The 19,562-nt window shown below is 39.9% G+C and carries 12 protein-coding genes and 2 pseudogenes; 6 read left to right on the top strand and 8 right to left on the bottom strand.

Annotated features, from left to right (window positions below; genetic code table 11):
• Window positions 1-102: 102 nt before the first annotated feature.
• The 3 genes from AACU32_RS20335 (at window position 103) to AACU32_RS20325 (ending at window position 8,704) form a co-directional block, all read left to right on the top strand.
• Complete coding sequence (locus tag AACU32_RS20335; protein WP_096602711.1) at window positions 103-3,159, top strand: type I restriction endonuclease subunit R; 3,057 nt, start codon at window positions 103-105, stop codon at window positions 3,157-3,159.
• Between the two features lies 1 nt (window position 3,160).
• Window positions 3,161-3,865, top strand: coding sequence for a M48 family metallopeptidase (locus AACU32_RS20330; RefSeq protein ID WP_096602709.1), 705 nt, complete (start codon window positions 3,161-3,163; stop codon window positions 3,863-3,865).
• Window positions 3,866-4,183: 318 nt separating this feature from the next.
• A complete protein-coding gene (locus tag AACU32_RS20325; RefSeq protein ID WP_339378121.1) occupies window positions 4,184-8,704 on the top strand; it encodes a DNA-directed RNA polymerase subunit omega in 4,521 nt (1,506 codons plus the stop codon).
• A gap of 176 nt (window positions 8,705-8,880) precedes the next feature.
• Here AACU32_RS20325 and AACU32_RS20320 read toward each other — a convergent pair whose 3' ends face one another.
• Window positions 8,881-9,138 (bottom strand): hypothetical protein, encoded by a 258-nt coding sequence (locus AACU32_RS20320; protein WP_096602705.1) that lies wholly within the window; start codon window positions 9,136-9,138, stop codon window positions 8,881-8,883.
• Between the two features lie 46 nt (window positions 9,139-9,184).
• Window positions 9,185-9,346, bottom strand: a complete 162-nt coding sequence (locus AACU32_RS20315) for a hypothetical protein (protein WP_339378120.1) — start codon at window positions 9,344-9,346, stop codon at window positions 9,185-9,187.
• On the opposite strand from AACU32_RS20315, the gene AACU32_RS20310 reads away from it, so the two are divergent.
• Window positions 9,335-9,637, top strand: coding sequence for a hypothetical protein (locus tag AACU32_RS20310; protein ID WP_096602703.1), 303 nt, complete (start codon window positions 9,335-9,337; stop codon window positions 9,635-9,637). The two genes, AACU32_RS20315 and AACU32_RS20310, sit on opposite strands and share 12 nt — an antisense overlap.
• Before the next feature lie 245 nt (window positions 9,638-9,882).
• Here AACU32_RS20310 and AACU32_RS20305 read toward each other — a convergent pair whose 3' ends face one another.
• Window positions 9,883-10,395 (bottom strand): TniQ family protein, encoded by a 513-nt coding sequence (locus AACU32_RS20305; RefSeq protein WP_096602701.1) that lies wholly within the window; start codon window positions 10,393-10,395, stop codon window positions 9,883-9,885.
• 115 nt (window positions 10,396-10,510) lie between these two features.
• Here AACU32_RS20305 and AACU32_RS20300 point away from each other — a divergent pair.
• Window positions 10,511-11,327: pseudogene (locus AACU32_RS20300) on the top strand (IS5 family transposase).
• A gap of 21 nt (window positions 11,328-11,348) precedes the next feature.
• On the opposite strand, the gene AACU32_RS20295 reads toward AACU32_RS20300, so the two are convergent.
• Window positions 11,349-12,149 carry an iron uptake porin gene (locus tag AACU32_RS20295; RefSeq protein ID WP_339378698.1) on the bottom strand — a complete coding sequence of 267 codons (801 nt, stop codon included), beginning with the start codon at window positions 12,147-12,149 and terminating at the stop codon, window positions 11,349-11,351.
• Between the two features lie 251 nt (window positions 12,150-12,400).
• Here AACU32_RS20295 and modA point away from each other — a divergent pair.
• Window positions 12,401-13,048 (top strand): annotated as a pseudogene (modA, locus tag AACU32_RS20290) (molybdate ABC transporter substrate-binding protein); the annotation flags it as partial.
• A 431-nt stretch (window positions 13,049-13,479) separates the two neighbouring features.
• Here the strand turns inward: modA and AACU32_RS20285 are convergent.
• From AACU32_RS20285 to nifH, 4 genes are all read right to left on the bottom strand, one after another.
• Window positions 13,480-14,403 (bottom strand): type I restriction endonuclease, encoded by a 924-nt coding sequence (locus tag AACU32_RS20285; protein ID WP_096602695.1) that lies wholly within the window; start codon window positions 14,401-14,403, stop codon window positions 13,480-13,482.
• 1,059 nt (window positions 14,404-15,462) lie between these two features.
• Entirely contained in the window at window positions 15,463-16,779 is a 1,317-nt protein-coding gene (gene nifN / locus AACU32_RS20280) for a nitrogenase iron-molybdenum cofactor biosynthesis protein NifN (protein WP_096602693.1), read from the bottom strand.
• 96 nt (window positions 16,780-16,875) lie between these two features.
• Window positions 16,876-18,207, bottom strand: coding sequence for a nitrogenase iron-molybdenum cofactor biosynthesis protein NifE (gene nifE / locus AACU32_RS20275; protein ID WP_096602691.1), 1,332 nt, complete (start codon window positions 18,205-18,207; stop codon window positions 16,876-16,878).
• Window positions 18,208-18,558: 351 nt separating this feature from the next.
• On the bottom strand, window positions 18,559-19,536 hold the full coding sequence (nifH, locus tag AACU32_RS20270) for a nitrogenase iron protein (protein WP_096602689.1): 978 nt from the start codon (window positions 19,534-19,536) through the stop codon (window positions 18,559-18,561).
• Between the last annotated feature and the right edge of the window lie 26 nt (window positions 19,537-19,562).

Raw genomic sequence — 19,562 nt, 5'->3', positions numbered from 1 at the left:
CAGAAAATTCACGGATGACACAAATAAAGATGACATAGTTTGATTAACAGTGTCATCTTTAAAGCTGAGTAAATCCGTGATTATCGCAGTAAGAGGGTTGCTATGAGCCAGGTCGGACAACGCGAACGCCAAACCCAAAACCGCATTGTGCAACTATTTCAGCAACAATTAAAATATCGCTATCTGGGTGATTGGCACGACCGACCTAACAACAGCAACATCGAAACGGAAATCCTCACCGCCTTCCTACGCGACAAACAAGGCTACAGCAACAGCCTGATCACCAAAGCCTTGTATGAACTCAACAAAGTCGCAGGCGATCAAAGTAAAAGCCTTTATGACATCAACAAACAAGTTTATAGCCTCCTGCGCTATGGGGTCAAAGTCAAAGAAGAAGTTGGCGAGAACACCCAAACCGTTTGGCTGATTGACTGGGAAGAACCCCTAGAAAATGATTTTGCGATCGCCGAAGAAGTCACCGTTAAAGGCGAAAACACCAAACGCCCAGATATAGTTATATACATCAATGGCATCGCCCTTGGTGTTCTGGAACTTAAACGCAGCACCGTCTCCGTCTCCGAAGGTATCCGCCAAAACCTCGATAATCAAAATTCTATATTTATCAAGTCCTTTTTTAACATCATGCAGTTAGTCATGGCAGGTAATGACACCGAAGGACTTCGCTATGGTACTATCGAAACCGCAGAAAAATATTACCTTACCTGGAAAGAAGACACCTACAGCGACATCGAGAATCGTTTAGATAGACATCTACTTCAACTCTGCGACAAAACCCGCTTTCTCGAAGTTATCCACAATTTTGTTGTCTTTGACTGTGGTGTGAAAAAACTCTGCCGACATAATCAGTATTTTGGTGTCAAAGCAGCCCAAGTTTATCTTTCCCGTAAGGAAGGGGGCATTATCTGGCATACCCAAGGCAGTGGTAAAAGCTTAACTATGGTTTGGCTTACCAAATGGATTCGGGAATATAACCCTAATGCTCGTGTGTTAATTATGACAGATAGGGAAGAACTAGACGAGCAAATTGAAGGGGTGTTTTTAGGTGTTAACGAAAACATCTATCGCACAAAAAGTGGTCAAGACTTAATTACCCAACTGAATAATACTACCCCTTGGTTACTTTGCTCCTTAATCCATAAATTTGGCAGAAAAGACAGTAATGCAGAACAACGTGGTTACGACAACTACATAGCCCAACTCAAGAGCAGTTTACCCCAGAACTTCCAAGTCAAAGGCGATATTTATGTCTTTGTTGATGAGTGTCATCGCACCCACTCCCAGACAGGTAAATTGCACAAAGCCATGAAGGAAATTTTGCCTCATGCCTTGTTCATTGGCTTTACTGGTACACCCATACTCAAAAAAGATGAACGGAATAGCCTAGAAATATTTGGGGAGTACATTCACACATACAAATTTGACGAAGCTGTGACAGATAAAGTTGTTCTAGATTTACGCTACGAAGCTCGTAAAGTAGAACAAAATGTTACCTCTCAAACCAAAATTGACCAATGGTTTGAAGCCAAAACCAGAGGCTTAACTGAACAAGCGAAAACCCTACTTAAGCAACGCTGGGGAACTATGCAAAGAGTCCTCAGTTCTAAATCACGCCTGAGTAAAATTGTCGGCGATATTATCCTAGATTTTGAAACCAAAGACAGACTACAAAGTGGACGGGGTAACGCCATTCTCGTAGCAGGTAGCATTTACGAAGCTTGTAAATATTATGAGTTATTTCAAGCAGCAGACTTTACAAAATGCGCCATTATCACCTCTTATGATGCCTCAGAGAAAAGCATTAAAGGCGAAAGCACCGGAAACGATGAACGCACTCAAAAGCTCCAGCAATACGAAATTTATAAAAAAATGCTGAATGGGAAAAGCCCAGAGAAATTTGAGGAGGAAGTTAAAGAGAAATTTATCAAATCACCTGCCCAAATGAAGCTACTGATAGTAGTTGACAAACTTCTAACAGGCTTTGATGCTCCTCCTGCTACCTATCTCTACATTGATAAAACCATGCGTGATCATGGACTGTTTCAAGCAGTTTGTCGTGTCAATCGCTTAGATGGGGAAGATAAAGAATATGGCTATATTATCGACTACAAAGACCTATTTAAAAGCTTAGAAAAATCAGTTAAGGACTATACCTCAGAAGCTTTTGAAGATTATGACGTAGACGACGTTGATGGCTTATTGAGTGACAGATTAGAAAAAGGCAGAGAACGCCTAGAAGAGACTAGAGAAGCTATTAAAGCCCTTTGCGAACCTGTAGAGCCACCTCAAGATACTCCTGCCTATATCCGCTATTTCTGCGGGGATAATAACAAACCAGACAGCGTTCAAGACAACCAGCAAAAGCGTGTTGCCCTGTATAAATACACATCCGCTTTAGTTCGAGCCTATGCCAACCTTTCTAATGACATGGTACAAGCTGGGTACAGCACAGCAGAAATCGACACTATTAAACAAGAAGTTAAGCATTACGAACAGGTACGTGCTGAGGTAAAACTTGCCAGTGGAGATTATATTGATTTAAAAGCCTATGAACCCGCTATGCGCCACTTAATAGATAACTACATTGGTGCAGAAGAAAGCGAAACTATTGCTACCTTTGACGACATGACACTGGTTGAGTTGATAGTCAAAAGGGGTGCTGATGCTGTTAACGCATTACCCCAAGGCATCAAGCAGAACAAAACAGCAGTAGCGGAAACCATTGAAAACAACTTACGCAAAGTTATCATTGACCAACAACCAACCAACCCGAAATATTTTGAGAAAATGTCCACATTGCTGGACGAATTGATTCAAGCCAGAAAAACAGCATCCCAAGAATATCAAGCTTACTTGCAGAAAATTGTTGAGTTAAGTAAACAAGTTGCTCAACCCAGCAGTTCCTCAGAGTATCCTCAATCATTGAACTCTCCTGCCAAAATAGCTTTATACGACAACCTTAATCAAGACGAAGTATTAGCTCTAGCGATAGATGAAGCGATTCGTAAAACCAAAAAAGATAGTTGGCGAGGAAGCATAATCAAAGAACGCGAAGTGAAAAATGTCATTAAACAACATCTAGATTCTCTAGAAGATGTAGAACGCATTTTTGAAATAGTCAAAAGCCAAAGCGAGTATTAGGATGCATCAAATTACAGTTGGTGAACTCGTCATAGACGTTGCCAGAAAAGACATTAAAAACCTGCACTTGGCAGTTTATCCCCCTGATGGTCGAGTACGTATCGCCACACCCTTACACCTGGATGACGAAGCTGTGCGTTTATTCGCCATCTCCAAACTAGCTTGGATTAAAAAGCATCAAGCTAATTTTGAAACACAAGAACGCCAGTCACCAAGAGAATTTGTATCTGGTGAAAGCCATTACTTCCAAGGTAAACGCTATTTACTAAATGTCATCTATTACCAGGGATCTCCCAAAGTAGAAATTAGAAATAATGCATATATTGACCTTTATGTCAAGCCAGGAAGTGATGAAGCGCAACGCCAACAAGTAATGATGTCCTGGTATCGACAGCAGTTAAAACAAGATATTCCCTCATTAATCGCCAAATGGCAAAAGAACATGGGAGTTCAGGTTGAGGACTGGGGGGTAAAACTGATGAAAACCAAATGGGGAACCTGCAACATCCAAGCCAAACGCATCTGGCTCAACCTGGAACTAGCCAAAAAAGACAAGCACTGCCTAGAATACGTTGTAGTTCATGAAATGGTACATCTGTTAGAACGTCATCATGGCGATCGCTTCGTGGCTTTGATGAATAAATTTCTGCCCAATTGGAAATTTTACAAGGATGAGTTGAACCGTTCCCCCCTTGGAAGTTATTGAGTTCACCATAGTCCTGATAACCGCAAGCAAGATCAGATTGAGCGTGATAATCTGAGGTACAACACTGGTTCTCAAGTCCTTACCCTGAGCCATGATGAGGCTTAGGTAAGGAAGTTGAGGCATTTAGCTAGTTTGTGAGTTAACAAGGAGTGCGATCGCATTTACAGAACTAGAACTTAAGCACCAATCAAAAATGTGGTGTTTATTGATTGTGCATAATTCCTTCTTAATCCATGCCACTAATCTCAGCACTATTCAGGCATTGTTGATACAGTCTCATAAATGGGAATACTGAGACTAGTGCATCGACAAGAAGAAATGGCTAACAAATCAAAAGAATCTGCACGGCTAGCAGATGTCAAGCAGCGTTTAGCAGACAATTGTGAACAACAGAGACTCATGGCTTTAGAAGAAGCACTGACACTAGGTCAGGAAGGGTTTGATTTGTTTACGCAGCAGGCTTTGCAGGATCAATCGGAAAAAATACGACAATCGGCTTACTGGATACTCCATCAATACAATCCTTATCTCCGCAAAAATTCTCAAGAAGCAAACTCCTCTAAGCGGATCTTTCCCACAGACACAATTGCGTGTGTTGCTATTAGTCATAATAACCAAATTCTAGTAGGCGGAAGTTGGCAAAAAATTTGGGTTTGGAATTTACAGACAGGAGAATTGCTTCGCACCATTGATGGGCATTCTCATTGGGTTTTATCCGTGGCTATTAGTCCAGACGGCAATACCCTTGTCAGTGGTAGTGCAGATAAAACTGTTAAATTTTGGAATTTAAAAACTGGACTACTAATTCGACAAATAAATGCTCATTCCAACTGGGTTAGTGCTGTCGCTATCACACCTGATGGCAAAACTTTAGTTACTGCGAGTGCCGATAAAACAATAAAAATCTGGAATTTTGATACAAATCAATTGCAACGTACGCTGTTGAAGCATTCTGGTTCAGTCTTGAGCCTAGCAATTAGCTCAGATGGAAAAGTTATTGCTAGCGGTAGTACAGATAATTCAGTTAAATTATGGAATCTACAATCAGGAGAATTATATCGCAGTTTAGAACAACATTTAGATTGGGTACAAGCAGTTAGTCTTAGTAAAGATAGCAAATTATTGATAAGTGGTAGTCGTGATGGAAGTATTAAATTTTGGCAAGCAGACTCCGAAGATGAGAATGAATCACAATCTTCTAATTTAGAAAATTCTAGTTTAATTAGTAGGTTCACAGCAGGAGCAGTTTATTGGATTGGTGCACCATTCTTTGGACTTGGCAAGCTAGTTGGCAAAGGAAATAATAAATTAAAATTAAATATTAATAATTTAGAATGTAGCAGCACTCTTCATCAAGATTTTCTGAGTTCAGTAAATAATATTATTATTAGTACTGAAAGCAACATTATTATCAGTGTAACTGATGATAATACTATTAAGCTTTGGAATATTGAAACAAAGCAATTAGTTCGTAATTGGATAGGTCACTCTAGCTTTGTTAATTCTGCTGCTATCAGTTCTGATGGCAAAATTCTTGCCACTGCCAGTAATAACTGGATCAAACTTTGGAATTTACATACAGGTCAATTACTGCATTCTTTAAAGGGTTGTTCTGAACCAAGATTAACCTCTTTATCAATTTTTCCCTCTCAACTACAAATGGAATGTGGTCAGAGCCAAACTTTTAGTATTAAAGGACTCGACCAATATAGTCAAGAAATTACTGTCGAAAAATTCTTATGGCAGGCAAAGGGAGGCAATATTGATCAAAATGGTTTATTTATAGCAGGTGAAAAAGAGGGGAAATTTACAGTTATAGCTACAACAGGAATGTTTCACATTTCTGCATCAGTTACTATTATCGAACCTCCCAAATTGACAAAATTAGTTATTATACCTCAACAAACAAACTTGGAGTGTGGTAAAACTCAAACTTTCAAAATCCGAGGTTTCGATCAGCGAGGTTCCGAAATTACTGTAGAAAAAGTGTTGTGGCAAGCAACAGGTGGCGCTATTGATGCTGATGGAATTTTCCATGCAGGACAAAACCCTGGCGCATTTACAATTACAGCAAATGTAGAAGCAGTCAAAGCCTCTACTTTAGTCACACTAATTGAACCACCAAAGCTTCAAAAATTAATTATTTCGCCTTTACAACCAACTCTAGATTTCGGGCAAAGTTTACATTTTACTGTCCAAGGTGTGGATCAGTATGGTAATAATATCAATATCAAAGAAATTTCTTGGCGTGCAACAGGTGGGACAATTTCTCCCGACGGTAGATTGGGAGCAAGTTACCAAGAGCAAAAAATTACTGTCACTGCTAGTGTTGGAGATATTAGTAGCTCTACAACCCTTAATTTTATTGAACCTGCGAAATTAACTACATTAGTAATTTCACCCGAACAAATTGAAATGAAACCTCGTGAACATCAACGCTTTAGCGTTAGAGGTTTAGACCAACGTGGTAATGCGATCGCAACTGGGAAAATAGCTTGGAGTGCCACAGGCGGAACAATTGATCAAGACGGAAATTTCATAGTTACTGACAATGCTAAGGGTGACTTTAGCATCTCAGCTAAGGCAATTGAACACAATATAAGTGCTACTGCTAAAGTTGCTATACCTGTAGTTTTGCAACGGTTAGAAGTTTTTCCCAATAACTTACAAATTGAACCCGATCAAATCCAAACCTTTACTGTTATAGGATTTGACCAGGGAGGAGATGAAATTCCCATAATAAGAGTTGATTGGCAATGTACATCAGGAGGACAGATTAATGACGACGGTACTTTCATTGGTAGTTACGAAACAGATATAGTTCACATCACCGCTTCCGTAGGGAATTTAAGTGATGTGGCTTGTGTCAGGTTGCTTCCGGTTTTGACAAGTTTAGAAATTGAACCACACAGGATGCAAATTAAACCGAATGAACGGCTTAATTTGAAGGTTAGGGGATTTGATCAATTTAGAAACGAAGTCAAAATCAAAAATATCCGTTGGCAAACAACTGAAGGCAAGATATATCCTGATGGAACCTTTGTAGCAGTTGACAAAAATGCAAATATCACAGTAACTGCAAGCTTAGGAAATATTGTAGGTACAGCCAGTTTCAAGGTAATTGAACCTTCGAGACTGACTCAACTTATGATTTCCCCAGAACAAATTGTAATGTCTCCTGAGACATTCCAGCATTTCGAGCTAATAGGTTTGGATCAGCGCGGGAATGCGATCGCTATCAGTGGAATAAATTGGAAAGCAACAGGCGGTAATATTGAGCAAAATGGTGACTACTTTACTGATAGAAATCAAAAAGGTCAATTTACCATTACTGCTACTGTTGGAAAATTGAGTGTCTCTGCCCATGTTATTGTTCCTTCAGTCTTAAAACGATTAGATATTTTTCCTCCTCAAATACAGCTAGAACCTGAAGCGACTCAAACTTTTACTGCTGTTGGTTTTGACCAGCAAAATGCTGAAATAGCACTTGAAATAGTTGATTGGAAATCAAGCCAAGGAGGTTCAATTAGCCGCCAGGGATTATTCCAAGGTGGTTATAGCCACAGAAAGGTCACTGTTACTGCCTCGGTTGGTAATATTCACAAATCAGCTGATGTGACTTTGCTGCCGATATTAAGAAAATTGCAGATTTCTCCACTTGCTGTACAACTGAAACCTAATGAAAGTCAAATTTTTAGTGTGATTGGTTTTGATCAGTACGGTGAGAAGATTGATCCAGGAGAAATTTTATGGGAAGCAAGTGGTGGTGAAATTGACCAAAATGGTAACTTCATTGCTGATTTTAATGCTAAAGGTCAATTTTGGGTAACTGCAACCTCTCGTTTAACCTACAAATTCAACAAACAGACAAGGATATTACTTGTTAACGTTGGTATTTCGATAAGACTGTTATCTTATCTTCTTCGTGTTTTGGCACAAGTACAAGATGAATATACATCAGAGCAAAACACAGAAGATGTATCTGAAGTTAGTGCTACATCTACATTAATAGATAATTTTGAGGTGTCTTTACAAGCATGGATACATAAATCTATTAATAAACTAATTTTCCGTACTCTTCTATTTATTAGTAAATTGAGTTTTAAGCAGGCTAGAGCTTATGTTAGCACCTCCGCAGAAGTTACAGTTCTACCTGTTTTAAGATACTTAGAAATTTCTCCTGCTAAAGTACAGCTTAAACCCTATGAAAAGATTAATTTTAAAGTCATAGGTTTAGACCAGCACTACCATGAAATACAGGTTAGTAACGTAGTTTGGAAGGCAACAGGTGGCAATATTAGCTCTAACGGTACTTTATCTGTAGATGATAAATATAAAAATATTACTATTACTGCCACTGTTGGGATAATTAGTAAATCTGCTAATGTCACTGTACTTGATTTACCAAAAATAATACAACCTATAATAGGCAACAATCCTGGAACGATAGCCAACAATCCTGAAACAATAGCCAACAATCCTGAAACAATAGCCAACAATCCTGAAACAATAGCCAACAATCCTGGAACAATAGCCAACAATCCTGAAACAATAGCCAACAATCCTGAAACAATAGCCAACAATCCTGGAGCTAACTCAGGTTATTTTAAAATATCAAAATATACAAACATTTCTGACTGCTATGATGATAAGCAAATTCTGCAAATAAGCGAAGCACTCCTACAAAATTCACCTAATCGCTATCGTCTTGTCCTCTTAGTAGCTCGCCGTGCTAGGCAAATATTGAAAAATCATTTATATGAAGATATGACTTTAAAAGAAGCTGTCATACAAGCGATTGAAGAAATTTATAGAGAATTGTCACAACTAGAGGTTTGATTGGCACAAGAGTGATCGCAAACGCAATTAATTAGTTACTACTTGTATATACTTGTAATAACAATTTCCACTCTAACAAAGCTAAACCCGTCATGTGTCTGACGGGCCTTTTGAAACTTTGGGTGCAGAATTAATAATTTCGTCTATCCATCGCCTGAGAGAATCATTTTCATCTCTCAGGCTGCGGTTTTTCCCAAGAGTTCGTTTTGAATGATTGCAACCTGTTGCTTTAAGTTCTCTAAGTCCCTGTGCATTTGGGTTAAATCCGGTGCTTCGTGGCGTTCTTCGGTAAGGTAAGACCGAATCCATCCCATAATTAATTCCGAAGCTGTTTTCCCTTCAGACTGAACTTTATCCATAAAAGCTTCCTTTGTCTCATCGTCCATTCTAACGATGATTTGATTGTTCAGCTTTGTTGACTGACGCTTTGCCATGTTAGTTATCGCTTCAAACCCTAAATCTGTAATAACTCTATTTACCTCAATTTTGCAGGGTTTGGAAAATTTTGTAGTAACGCTCTTGTTTTAGTAATAACAAGTAACTACAATATAGTAACAAAGCAAAGGCGATCGCCCAGTCGCCAAACCATGCGATCGCCTTTGATAAAACCCCATCAGTGAGGTTATTTACATGATTACACAAGAGGTATTTGACGACCAAACTTTGGCACAATCAGAGTTTGAGGAATACATTGACCAATTAACTGACCCAGCACCACCAGAAATAGAAATTGACTCTGTAACCGATGATTTTGGAGAACTTTATCGAGTTTGGAATGGTTGGCAACTGCTAGGCACTTTTTACCAAAATCTTGAAGGCAAATGGATAGTGCAGCCTTGCAATAGCGATGAAAGACCTTGTTGCGATACTCCTTTGCAAGCGCAGTTGCTCATCATAGCTGTTAATGGCTTGCTAGTGGCAGATGCAGCGTAAACGCTTTGATATATAAATTTCCCATCGCCTAGAGACGTGGTTCATTCCCGTCTCTTTCTTATTGGCTGTGCCTGCCAAGCTGCAGGACTTGGTAAAGGTATTTTGCAGTTACTACATTTTGTTTGCAGACGTAACTGGTGGCGATGTCTATGACAGACTACGGCTAAGTATCTTTGAGAAAATGTTGGTAGTAACAACCTCTCGAACGCCTGGTTAAAGCAATAAAACTTCACTAGCAGTATTACTTAGTAAGCTTTCTGCCGCTTTTTCATACTTCTAAAAGGGGCATGACATTTCTTGCATTCTCCCTGTTCCCATAACGCTGGGATAGCAAAACGCTCTTTGCAGAAGGGGCATTCTGAAAGCAACCGCAACTGGTGGCGATCGCAACCCACTGTTGATTGAAATTGCCACTCCAATCGATGATATGCTTGCTCTGCATAACATGCAGCACACAAGCGGATTGGCTCTAGTTTCATTTTTTCACCCTTGGACGGGAGCATTTGAGCAATTCGGTCTACATCCAAGCCAATTAATTTACCAATTGCCTCTAATTCCTTTTGACTAGGAAACGGATTAAATCGAAATTTCTCCCACCTTGCTAATACTGGACCAATTCCTACAGCTTTACTTAAAGTTCCAGGTGATGATACACAGACTGCTTCGTGTCGCCTAAATCGACCAAAATAGTGACTGATACTTTCTCCTTCCTTCGGTTCGATATACCAAGGTGGATGTTGTACAACTTCTGGTTCCATGATCCCATAATTGACGTTCTACTACTTAGAGGTTGTTTGAAAAGTCGGGAATGTTGTAAAAAAGCTCTCTCAGTATACGCTGTGAATAGATAACAAACAGCACCGAGAGAGTGGTATGAGTAAAGCATACAAGAGCAACCTGAGTTTAGAGCAATATAAATTGATTAGTGACCTAATTCCGGAAGCGAAACCAGGTGGTCGAAAACGTGAAGTCAATATGTGGGAGGTGATTAACGCGATTTTCTACATTTTGGTAGAAGGAGTTAGATGGCGATAAGCCTTCGGCATAGCTTCGCTTACCGCTGCCTGGAGACTTTCCAGCTTGGCAGACGGTCTACACACAATTGGGAACTGGCGTAAAGATGGAACTTGGCTAAAAATTCATGACAGCCTGAGACAATGGGTTCGGATAGAAAATCAACGCCAACAAGCGCCCATCCGAGGCAATAATTCACAGTCAAAGCGTGAAAAGCGCCGCAATGGTCAGCAAGTTAGTTGGTTTTGATGCAGGTAAAAAGACCAAAGGACGTAAGCGATTTATGACCGTCGATACCTTGGGATTAGTGTTGAGGGTTTTAGTCACCGCAGCCAATGTAGCTGAACGAGAAGGAGGAAAACAAGTTCTCAAACGGGTCAAACAGTCTCATCAAAAGATATCTCGTTTGACAACCATCTGGGTAGATGGTGGTTTTGATGGAGAACCTTTTATGCAGTGGGTGATGAATGTTTGCCGTTGGATTGTGCAGGTAGTTTTGCGATCGCAAGAGGCTAAGGGTTTTGTGTTGCTCAAAAAACGTTGGGTTGTAGAGCGAACTTTTGGTTGGCTCATGGGATGTCGCCGATTAGTTCGCGATTATGAGTTATTGCCCGAAACATCCGAGACTTTTATTTATCTTGCAATGATACGTATTATGGTGAGGCGATTGGCATAATTTTTAGCCCTCAAAAACTTTTCAAACAACCTCTAAAGTTACTGCCCAATTCCAAATATCTGCTTTATCCCCACGATTGACATTAGCACCAGAAGTATTTTCGGCGATCGCTTGGGTATATCCTACCCAACCTCCAAGGGTAAATAGGGGGCTGAAACGATAGTTGGCTTCTATGCCATAGTGATTGGCTGTAGTGTTAACCGGAGTAGCAGCAGTAGAGTTAAAGGGATTGTTCGCAAATGCACTACCATAAGACCCTGAAACTACGACATCACCATCATTATTCGCACCTCTGAGGTAAGAGTGAGCATAAGTCAAACCAAGAGTAAAGTCTTTGTTTGGCTGAAATGCTAGTTGTGCTAATGCCCCATAACTACCATCAAATAGAGCTTTACCGTCACTGGGATCGCTTCCTCTACGAGCCAGATAACCACCTGATAAAGTAATTGTGTCAGTTAACTTGAAAATCGCACTCACCCCTGAACCTGTATTGCTAGCGGAGGAGGTGTTACTAGCACGGTAAATCGGAGAGAAACGCCCAAAGCGTGACAACGAACCAATGGGAGTTGAAGAGAACAAAGGGTTAAATGTATTGAAGTTGTCGTAGAATTCTCCACCAATAGCATCAACAATCACGTTGAGGCGATCGCCTACCGGAAAGCGATAATATAACTTGCCCAACTGCACGCTGTTGTCGGCATTATTGGTAGTGTCCCAGGATGTACGAGTCATATTTGTACCTGTGACAGCACCACTAAAGGCAGTTGTGTTGTTAGCTTCTAAACGAGTAAATAATTGGTCTTTACCAGTAAAGCTAGTAATTAAGTTTAGTCGGATGCGATCGCTAAAAGTGGCTCTATCTTGCAGGCTTCTTCAGCAGTAGTAATAATGAAGACCTTACAAAAGTGGACATTACCCTCACACCTCAAATATAATCAAACCAACATAATTGGTATAAATACCAGCATAGTTAGTATATAGTAGCAAGAATTAGGTATTTTGAGAACTGATGACTCTGCTACCATCAAATTATTAATCCATACAGCTAGTACAACCATCACACTACATTTCTCGCAGTATCAAGGATTAAGCCTCTTTACCAACAAAGTCAACCAAATACCAATATTAATTATAATTTTGGAGCTTCTGGTGCTTTGCAGCAACAGATTGAGCAGGGAGCGCCCGCAGATATCTTTATTTCGGCTGGCAAAAAGCAGGTAGATGCTTTAGAGGAAAAAGGACTCTTGCTAGCAGGAACTCGTTCTATCTTGGCAAAGAACCGTCTGGTCTTGATTGTACCTAAAAGTGTTGTGGGCATCACCAGCTTCTACAACCTCAAAGACTCCAAGATTAAGAAAATTGCGATTGGTGAACCCAGGAGTGTTCCCGCAGGACAATATGCAGAGCAAGTCCTTCAGAAATTAAAGATTTTGCCGCAAGTTAAGTCAAAATTGGTTTACGCTAACAATGTACGTCAAGTACTAGCATCTGTAGAAAGTGGTAATGCTGATGCAGGTTTAGTTTACATCACTGATGCCAAAATCTCAGATAAGGTAAAAGTCGTAGTGGCGGCTGATGAAAAATATCATTCTCCCATTGTTTATCCTCTAGCAGTTCTGAAAAGCAGCAAAAATAGTGACGCTGCCAAAGAATTTGCCAAATTTCTAACTAGCAGTCAAGCTAAAGCAGTACTCCAAAAATACGGCTTTATTCTGCCTTAATTTTTCAGAGCGGGTCTTTTCTGAAAAAAAACAGTAGCTATTTATAGCCTGAAATATCCACGTATCAAGTGCTTTGAAAAAAAGTTAAGGGGGAAATGAATTTAAACATGTACCCCCTTTTGCCTTTACCCCGTACTGAAAAGTATTGTGTCCACTCCTATGGATAAATTCATCAAAAATTTTCTACTTGGAATATTGATAGGTAGTAACCTGTTGATACCGATAGCTATGCTCCTAGGTAATAACGATGGGTTCAAGGTTGGATTGATGATTTACATTGTATCTAGCTTATTGGTACAAGAACTAAATCCGCGATCGCGCAGTTTCAAAAGACAGGATTTAAATTATCTGGAATATCTTTAGATTGAAAGCCTATTACAAGAAGGTTTTCAAGCCTGTGACTGAATTCTCTTTGTACTAATTTGCGTTCATCATATTTCGTTTGTTCTTGAATGGCTTTTTGACTGTTGTCTAGTACAAAAAGGATGACGCAGCAAGTTCTTACTGATATTGGCTTTGTTGTCCTCAAACACTATGAAATGCTTCACCAATTCCAAGAAGCGTCGCTTGTCAAAAATTCCTTGAATTAATACCTCTAGTTCAGTTTCTCCTTGGGAGGGAAAGTCTTCGCCGTCAATAGTGCGCCAAGGTAAAAAGTCTTGCCAATCCGAGGTTAACGTACCAACTCGTGCGCGATTTCCACAAGCAATGACTACAAATGCATTGTAGGCAAAAAGGGTTGGTATCTGTTGTTTGTAAATCTGGAATCGTTGATAAGCTTCCTTCAGGAGAGCTTTTTCATTTTTGGGGTGAGTCCAGACAATGACTGCTAACGGTAGCCCATTAATAAAGACAACTACATCGGGGCTGCAAGTATAATTGCCCTCAACAACAGTAAATGGATGTATAACTAACCAATCGTTATTTTGCAGATTAGATGGGTCGATCAGCCATAGTTGATCGTTAACTATTTGCCCATCTCTGTGGTAAGTAATATCAATCCCATCGGTTAATAGTTTGTGAAAGCGACGGTTATTTTCCACTGTCAAACAATTATTTTTGCCAGTCAACTGACAGATAGTTTCTGCGATCGCTGGCAATGGTATTGTGGGGTTAATTCTCTGGCAAGCATTTAACAAGCGATTGCTCAAAATTACTTCGCGATCGGTATGACGTTGTACCGGATGTCTCGCACAGCCAATGTCTGACTGTAAAAGCACTGTGTAGCCGATCACCTCAAACCAGGTGAGGATAGATGGTTCTACAATCAATGGTGTTAAGTGCAAGCGGTGGCGAAGCTTTCTCGCAAGGCTACTCGCTCTTACAGTTGCTATTCTTCGCTGTGCCAGATTCATCGAATTAAAAGAAATAATTTTGAGTTTATGTGAATGGTTGGTATACCAGATAGAAGTTATAATGCTTGCCTAGTAATTATCAAAGCTTAGATCTTCGATTAAAATTGTATCGGTTGTACCATTTTTACCAGCTAAGTTGGTAAAAATGACCATAAATAATTTATAAAAATTCCCATTTTCATTGCACCGCTCTATTTAAGTAGTCAGTGCTATACAATTTAACCAATAATTTATGGCAGTTAGAGTTACTTCAAATGAGACCAAAAATGCATTTTGCGTGTGAGATAGACTAGAGCGATCGCCAGCATTAATTCAAGTGGTACTAGAGAAAAAAATATGCTGGAGCACAACCAAAATATAGCAAATAGTATGGTGAGTATTTGCAATAAATGATTGGTGATTTTTGTAGTGATAGTAAAAAAAAGTAAAGCTAGACCTAGCGCAATCGATGAATAGACAATTAACATTGTGAGCGAGCCTAATGTTTAAGAACCTAAGATGATTGATGAACTGCAAGCAGATCTATGTCTCCCCAGAACAATAGAACTGCTATCGATCTATCAACGCTACAATACCTCCAGAACATTGTAGGATCGGATCATCAGTTCATCAAACTATTAGTTCACCCAGGTATGGGATTTTGTTCCTTCACCATAGCAATAGGAACATCAGCCAACAGTTTGTTCGCTAATAACAATGGTTCAACTACAACTGATTTGGTAACTTTTCTGTTTCTGTTTGGGCTGTTAACCTAGCCTCAGAATCCTTAATCCCAAATATCAAGAGTGATTACTATCTCCCTATCAGCTAAAGCTTAACATATTAAGGGAGGATGATAATATCTTTTTCTGGGTTTATACAGATACATCCCAATTTTTTAGTTACAAAAAGCTACATTGGATTTGCTTACACAAAAGCAGAGTTTTTCATTTTAGGTTATACCTGATTCCTAATGAAAACCTTTTTGCTTTTGCTTTTTTGATTCCCTATATAAAAATCATAGCATACATATTGCCAAATAACTTGCTATTAGACAAAATTCTTGCTTCAGAACATATATTAATGGTCAACTTTCGCTTCTCCTGACGCTAACAGCAGATTACCGATATCAAATAAAAGCTGGATAGTCCCTCGGTAGCCAACTTTGGTGGACTGATTATGGCCTAAACAATCATAAATAGGAATTCCTTGACGATAAAGTGAAATTTTTAGGCGTTTGGCGATCGCAGCTGCATGAGAATTACTAATGAGTAGATCTGAGCCAACAGCCAGTTGCTCAAAGTCCTCTAAATCGCCGATAGTCACACTGGTGATGGGAAGGTTTTCTAGCAGAGGAGAGCGTGTTGTGGTGACGGCGGCGTGAATTTGAACTCCCATCGATTGCAAGAAAGAAACTGTTGACCAAAGTAAATCTGGTTCCAATGCTAAAGAGACTCGTTTAGCACCAAAGTAAAAGCGTGCATCTAGCATCACATCTTGTAGTTGTAGACGTTGGCAACGGTATTTCTCCGGTACACTGTTACCACTGATATCTGCCAATGCTTGCAGAAATTTATCTACAGCTTCTAATCCTGAGAGTGTGTCAAACACTTCGTAGGGTGTACAGAACTTCTGTGATAAGATTCGCGCTGCACCCCGCATACTCTCGCCTAGTGTTAACGTGAACACAGAATGAGCGATCGCTCTTAATTGTGGCAGAGTTGTACCACCAGATGTGACTAAACTGTGTCGAGCGTCTAATAAACGACTATTAAGTAAGCCAGACAGGTCAGGTACAACGATAGGCTTCAAACCAAAAGCACTGACCATTTCTTTAATCTCTTGCACATCACCAGGAGTGAAAGCAGAACTAGCCAAAATTGTGATTTGCTTGGGACAACACTTTTGTTTGTTGCTAGTTTGGGGAATTTCCTTAACTATGCTTTCCACAGCTGCGGCAAAGCCATCTTGTAATGTACCTTTGAAATCTGGTGTCGAGACTAGGTAAATCGGTACTTGGGACAGTTCTGGATAACGTTGGCGCATTTCTTTGAGCAGTCGTCCCATGTCATCCCCTCTGGTTTCCGTCAATCCAGTGGTACATAAACCAATCATTTGCGGTTGAGATAGTTGTACCAATTTGGCGATCGCTTTTTCAATCTTGTCCTCACCACCCAAAATCGTGGACACTTCTGTCATTGCGGTACTAGAGAGGGGAATTACCTTACCCAGATGTTTTGTTAAAACGACTTTGGTAAAAGCACTACAGCCTGGAGAACCATGTAACATTGGCATTATCCCTTGCAATCCTAAAAAAGCTAAGGTTGCGCCTACTGGTTGGCTTTGCTTGAGCGGATTAACTGCAACTGATGTACTTGTGATACTAAGAATCGCCATAATTTCACCTTTAACTGAGAGCAGAGGGTGCACAGGAAGCACAGGAAGTAATATCCTCCTTCCCTTGTCTTCCTTGTCCCCTCATCGGAGCTAAACTTAATCCCAAGGAGCAGGCTGACGTACTTGCTCCCATACAGGACTGTAGAGAGTTGTATATAATTCTTGTGCAACGCTGATAATTCCTGCATAGCTCGTATATGCTTTTTTGCGTTCCTGATTTATGTCTAAAAAAGGAATCTCGGCTTTTATAGCCGTAGTTTGATAGTGACTGCTGGCAATTAATAAATCAGGTTTATATGCGTTAATTATTTGGCTAATTTCAGCTTCTAAAATATTGATATTTTCACCAAATAGACTTTGAATTTTAGCTTTATCATCTTGGCTAATCTTTTTATTGCTAGTAACTCTCACTACCATTCCTAGGTGTTGAATTGCTGAAATAATTGCCCAACTATTCAGATTGGCAATATCAATTAAAATTTGCTTTCCTTGCAGATAAGGATGATAAACAGTAAGTTGCTTATTTAAAGCAGTAGTTTCTGCATTAATTAAATTTTCTGTGCGTAATTGTAACTCTGGATCGCCTAATTTAGCTGCAATATTCCTGAGACAACGGTTGATGTTATCTACACCATAAAAAGACTCTATGATATAAGGAATATCAAAACAATCTGACATTTGTTTTGCCATTTTTAACATGGCTTTGGCGGAGTTATTAACGACATTTAGCTTGGCACGGTGGGCGTAACATATTTCCTGATACCGAGCATCACCTGTAATTTTGGCAAGAACGCGAATACCTAATTTCTCTAACAGTGGTAAGATATTCCAAATATCACCACCAATGTTATATTCACCAATCAAATTGATATCGTAAGGTGTGATAGTATCAGGTTCGTTAGTGCCAATAACGTATTCTAACAAAGCTTCAGTTGCAAGCCATGTTCCCTGATTTCTATGCCCAACAAATCCTGGTGCATCTACAGGAATAATTGGTGTTTTCGTAGTTTCAGTAGCTGCTCTGCAAGCTCCATTAACATCATCACCAATGAGAGCAGAAACGCAGGTAGAGTAGACAAATATGGCTGCCGGTTTGTAACGCCTTTGCAATTCTAAAATCGCTCTGTACAGCTTTTTTGCACCACCAAAAATGATATCGCTCTCATCCATGTCAGTGGTAAAGCAAGTTTTGTACATGAGAGAACCAGAAGACAGACTGTCACGACCACCCCAATAGTTACCGATACAGCCGTTTGGCCCGTGGACTAAATGAGCCGCATCAGTAATAGGTACTAGGGTAATCATTGCACCATCAAAGGCACAATCGGAAGTATCTCCAAACTGGGATAATTGCGTACAAGAGTTATCTTTGTTTTCAGCTTTTGAGCTATGAGGCTGTTCGTTGATTTCTTCTTGACTGGTTTTCATTGCTAGTGATAGGTAGGAGGTAAGGGTTAAAATAAGACAGAATGAAAATTCTTTTTTTCTAGTACTAGAACAAACTAACTTGAATACTTAAATAAGTTTTTAATCATGACTTTAGCTTTTAAAAAATAAGGAATGAGAAATTTTTGTTCCCATTCCCTAAAAAATAACCAACCAAATAGAGAAGGAAAAAACCAAACTTTAGCTAAATTATTAGCTGTGCAAACATTAACAGATTTAGGCTAATACGGTGTCGGCTCTGAGACTACCTCCATATCTTGAACAACAATTGAGGAAAGGATGGACTGAAATAGTCCACCTAATTGATTAAGCTAGCGAGTGCTAATACCAACCTTATTTTTTGTCGCTACCAGCAACGATTTCTACGTTGCCCTTTTTCAGTGCTTCGAGTGCTTCGCCTTCAGCATCTTCTTGTTTCTTGTTAGCTTCTTCTTGAGCGTTGTTCACACCAACCAATTTTGCAGCATTTTCTTCACTTTCGAGAATACCGAATTCAATTAGCAACTCTTCTAATTCATCCATCTCAATGGGAGTAGGAACCGCAAGATTTTGATTGTTGATAATCTTGTCTGCTAATGTCCGATATTCATTAGCTTGATTGCTATCAGGTGCGTACTCATTAACAGTCATCCGGCGCAATTCTGCGTGTTGCACGATGTTATCACGAGGGACGAAGTGAATCATCTGAGTGCTTAATCGGTCTGCCAGTGTGGTAATCAGTTCGTCTTCCCGGTCAGTTTTCCGGCTATTACAAATTAGACCACCCAAGCGCACGCCCCCAGTGTGAGCGTACTTGAGAACACCACGAGCAATGTTGTTGGCTGCAAACATCGCCATCATTTCACCAGAAGTAACGATGTAAATTTCTTGTGCTTTACCTTCACGAATAGGCATCGCAAAACCACCGCAAACAACGTCACCTAATACGTCGTAGGAGACAAAGTCTACGTTTGAGTAGGCACCGTTTTCTTCGAGGAAGTTGATAGCGGTGATAATACCCCGACCTGCACAGCCTACTCCTGGTTCTGGACCACCAGATTCTACGCATCTGATACCTCGGAAGCCTTCAATCACGACTTCTTCAAGTTCTAAATCTTCTACTGCACCTCTTTCAGCCGCCAAATGCAGCACAGTGGTTTGGGCTTTAGTGTGCAAGATCAGGCGGGTGGAGTCAGCTTTGGGATCGCAACCCACAATCAGAATGCGTTGACCCACTTCTGCCATTGCAGCAAGGGTATTTTGGGAGGTGGTAGACTTACCGATACCACCTTTACCGTAGAAAGCTATTTGTCTAATTTTTTCGTCTGACATGATCTCTTATCCTGCAATGGTTTGTT

This window comes from Calothrix sp. NIES-2100, from assembly GCF_963875285.1.
In the GTDB taxonomy this organism is placed as follows: domain Bacteria; phylum Cyanobacteriota; class Cyanobacteriia; order Cyanobacteriales; family Nostocaceae; genus Aulosira.
This window is presented reverse-complemented; position numbering and strand designations above follow the sequence as displayed.

What these genes read in the sequence shown, in the direction of transcription:
- AACU32_RS20285 (WP_096602695.1), bottom strand. Translation starts at nt 14,403, where the DNA reads ATGAATCTGGCACAGCGAAGAATAGCAACTGTAAGAGCGAGTAGCCTT.
- AACU32_RS20330 (WP_096602709.1), top strand. Translation starts at nt 3,161, where the DNA reads ATGCATCAAATTACAGTTGGTGAACTCGTCATAGACGTTGCCAGAAAA.
- nifE (WP_096602691.1), bottom strand. Translation starts at nt 18,207, where the DNA reads ATGAAAACCAGTCAAGAAGAAATCAACGAACAGCCTCATAGCTCAAAA.
- AACU32_RS20325 (WP_339378121.1), top strand. Translation starts at nt 4,184, where the DNA reads ATGGCTAACAAATCAAAAGAATCTGCACGGCTAGCAGATGTCAAGCAG.
- AACU32_RS20310 (WP_096602703.1), top strand. Translation starts at nt 9,335, where the DNA reads ATGATTACACAAGAGGTATTTGACGACCAAACTTTGGCACAATCAGAG.
- nifH (WP_096602689.1), bottom strand. Translation starts at nt 19,536, where the DNA reads ATGTCAGACGAAAAAATTAGACAAATAGCTTTCTACGGTAAAGGTGGT.
- AACU32_RS20305 (WP_096602701.1), bottom strand. Translation starts at nt 10,395, where the DNA reads ATGGAACCAGAAGTTGTACAACATCCACCTTGGTATATCGAACCGAAG.
- AACU32_RS20320 (WP_096602705.1), bottom strand. Translation starts at nt 9,138, where the DNA reads ATGGCAAAGCGTCAGTCAACAAAGCTGAACAATCAAATCATCGTTAGA.
- nifN (WP_096602693.1), bottom strand. Translation starts at nt 16,779, where the DNA reads ATGGCGATTCTTAGTATCACAAGTACATCAGTTGCAGTTAATCCGCTC.
- AACU32_RS20335 (WP_096602711.1), top strand. Translation starts at nt 103, where the DNA reads ATGAGCCAGGTCGGACAACGCGAACGCCAAACCCAAAACCGCATTGTG.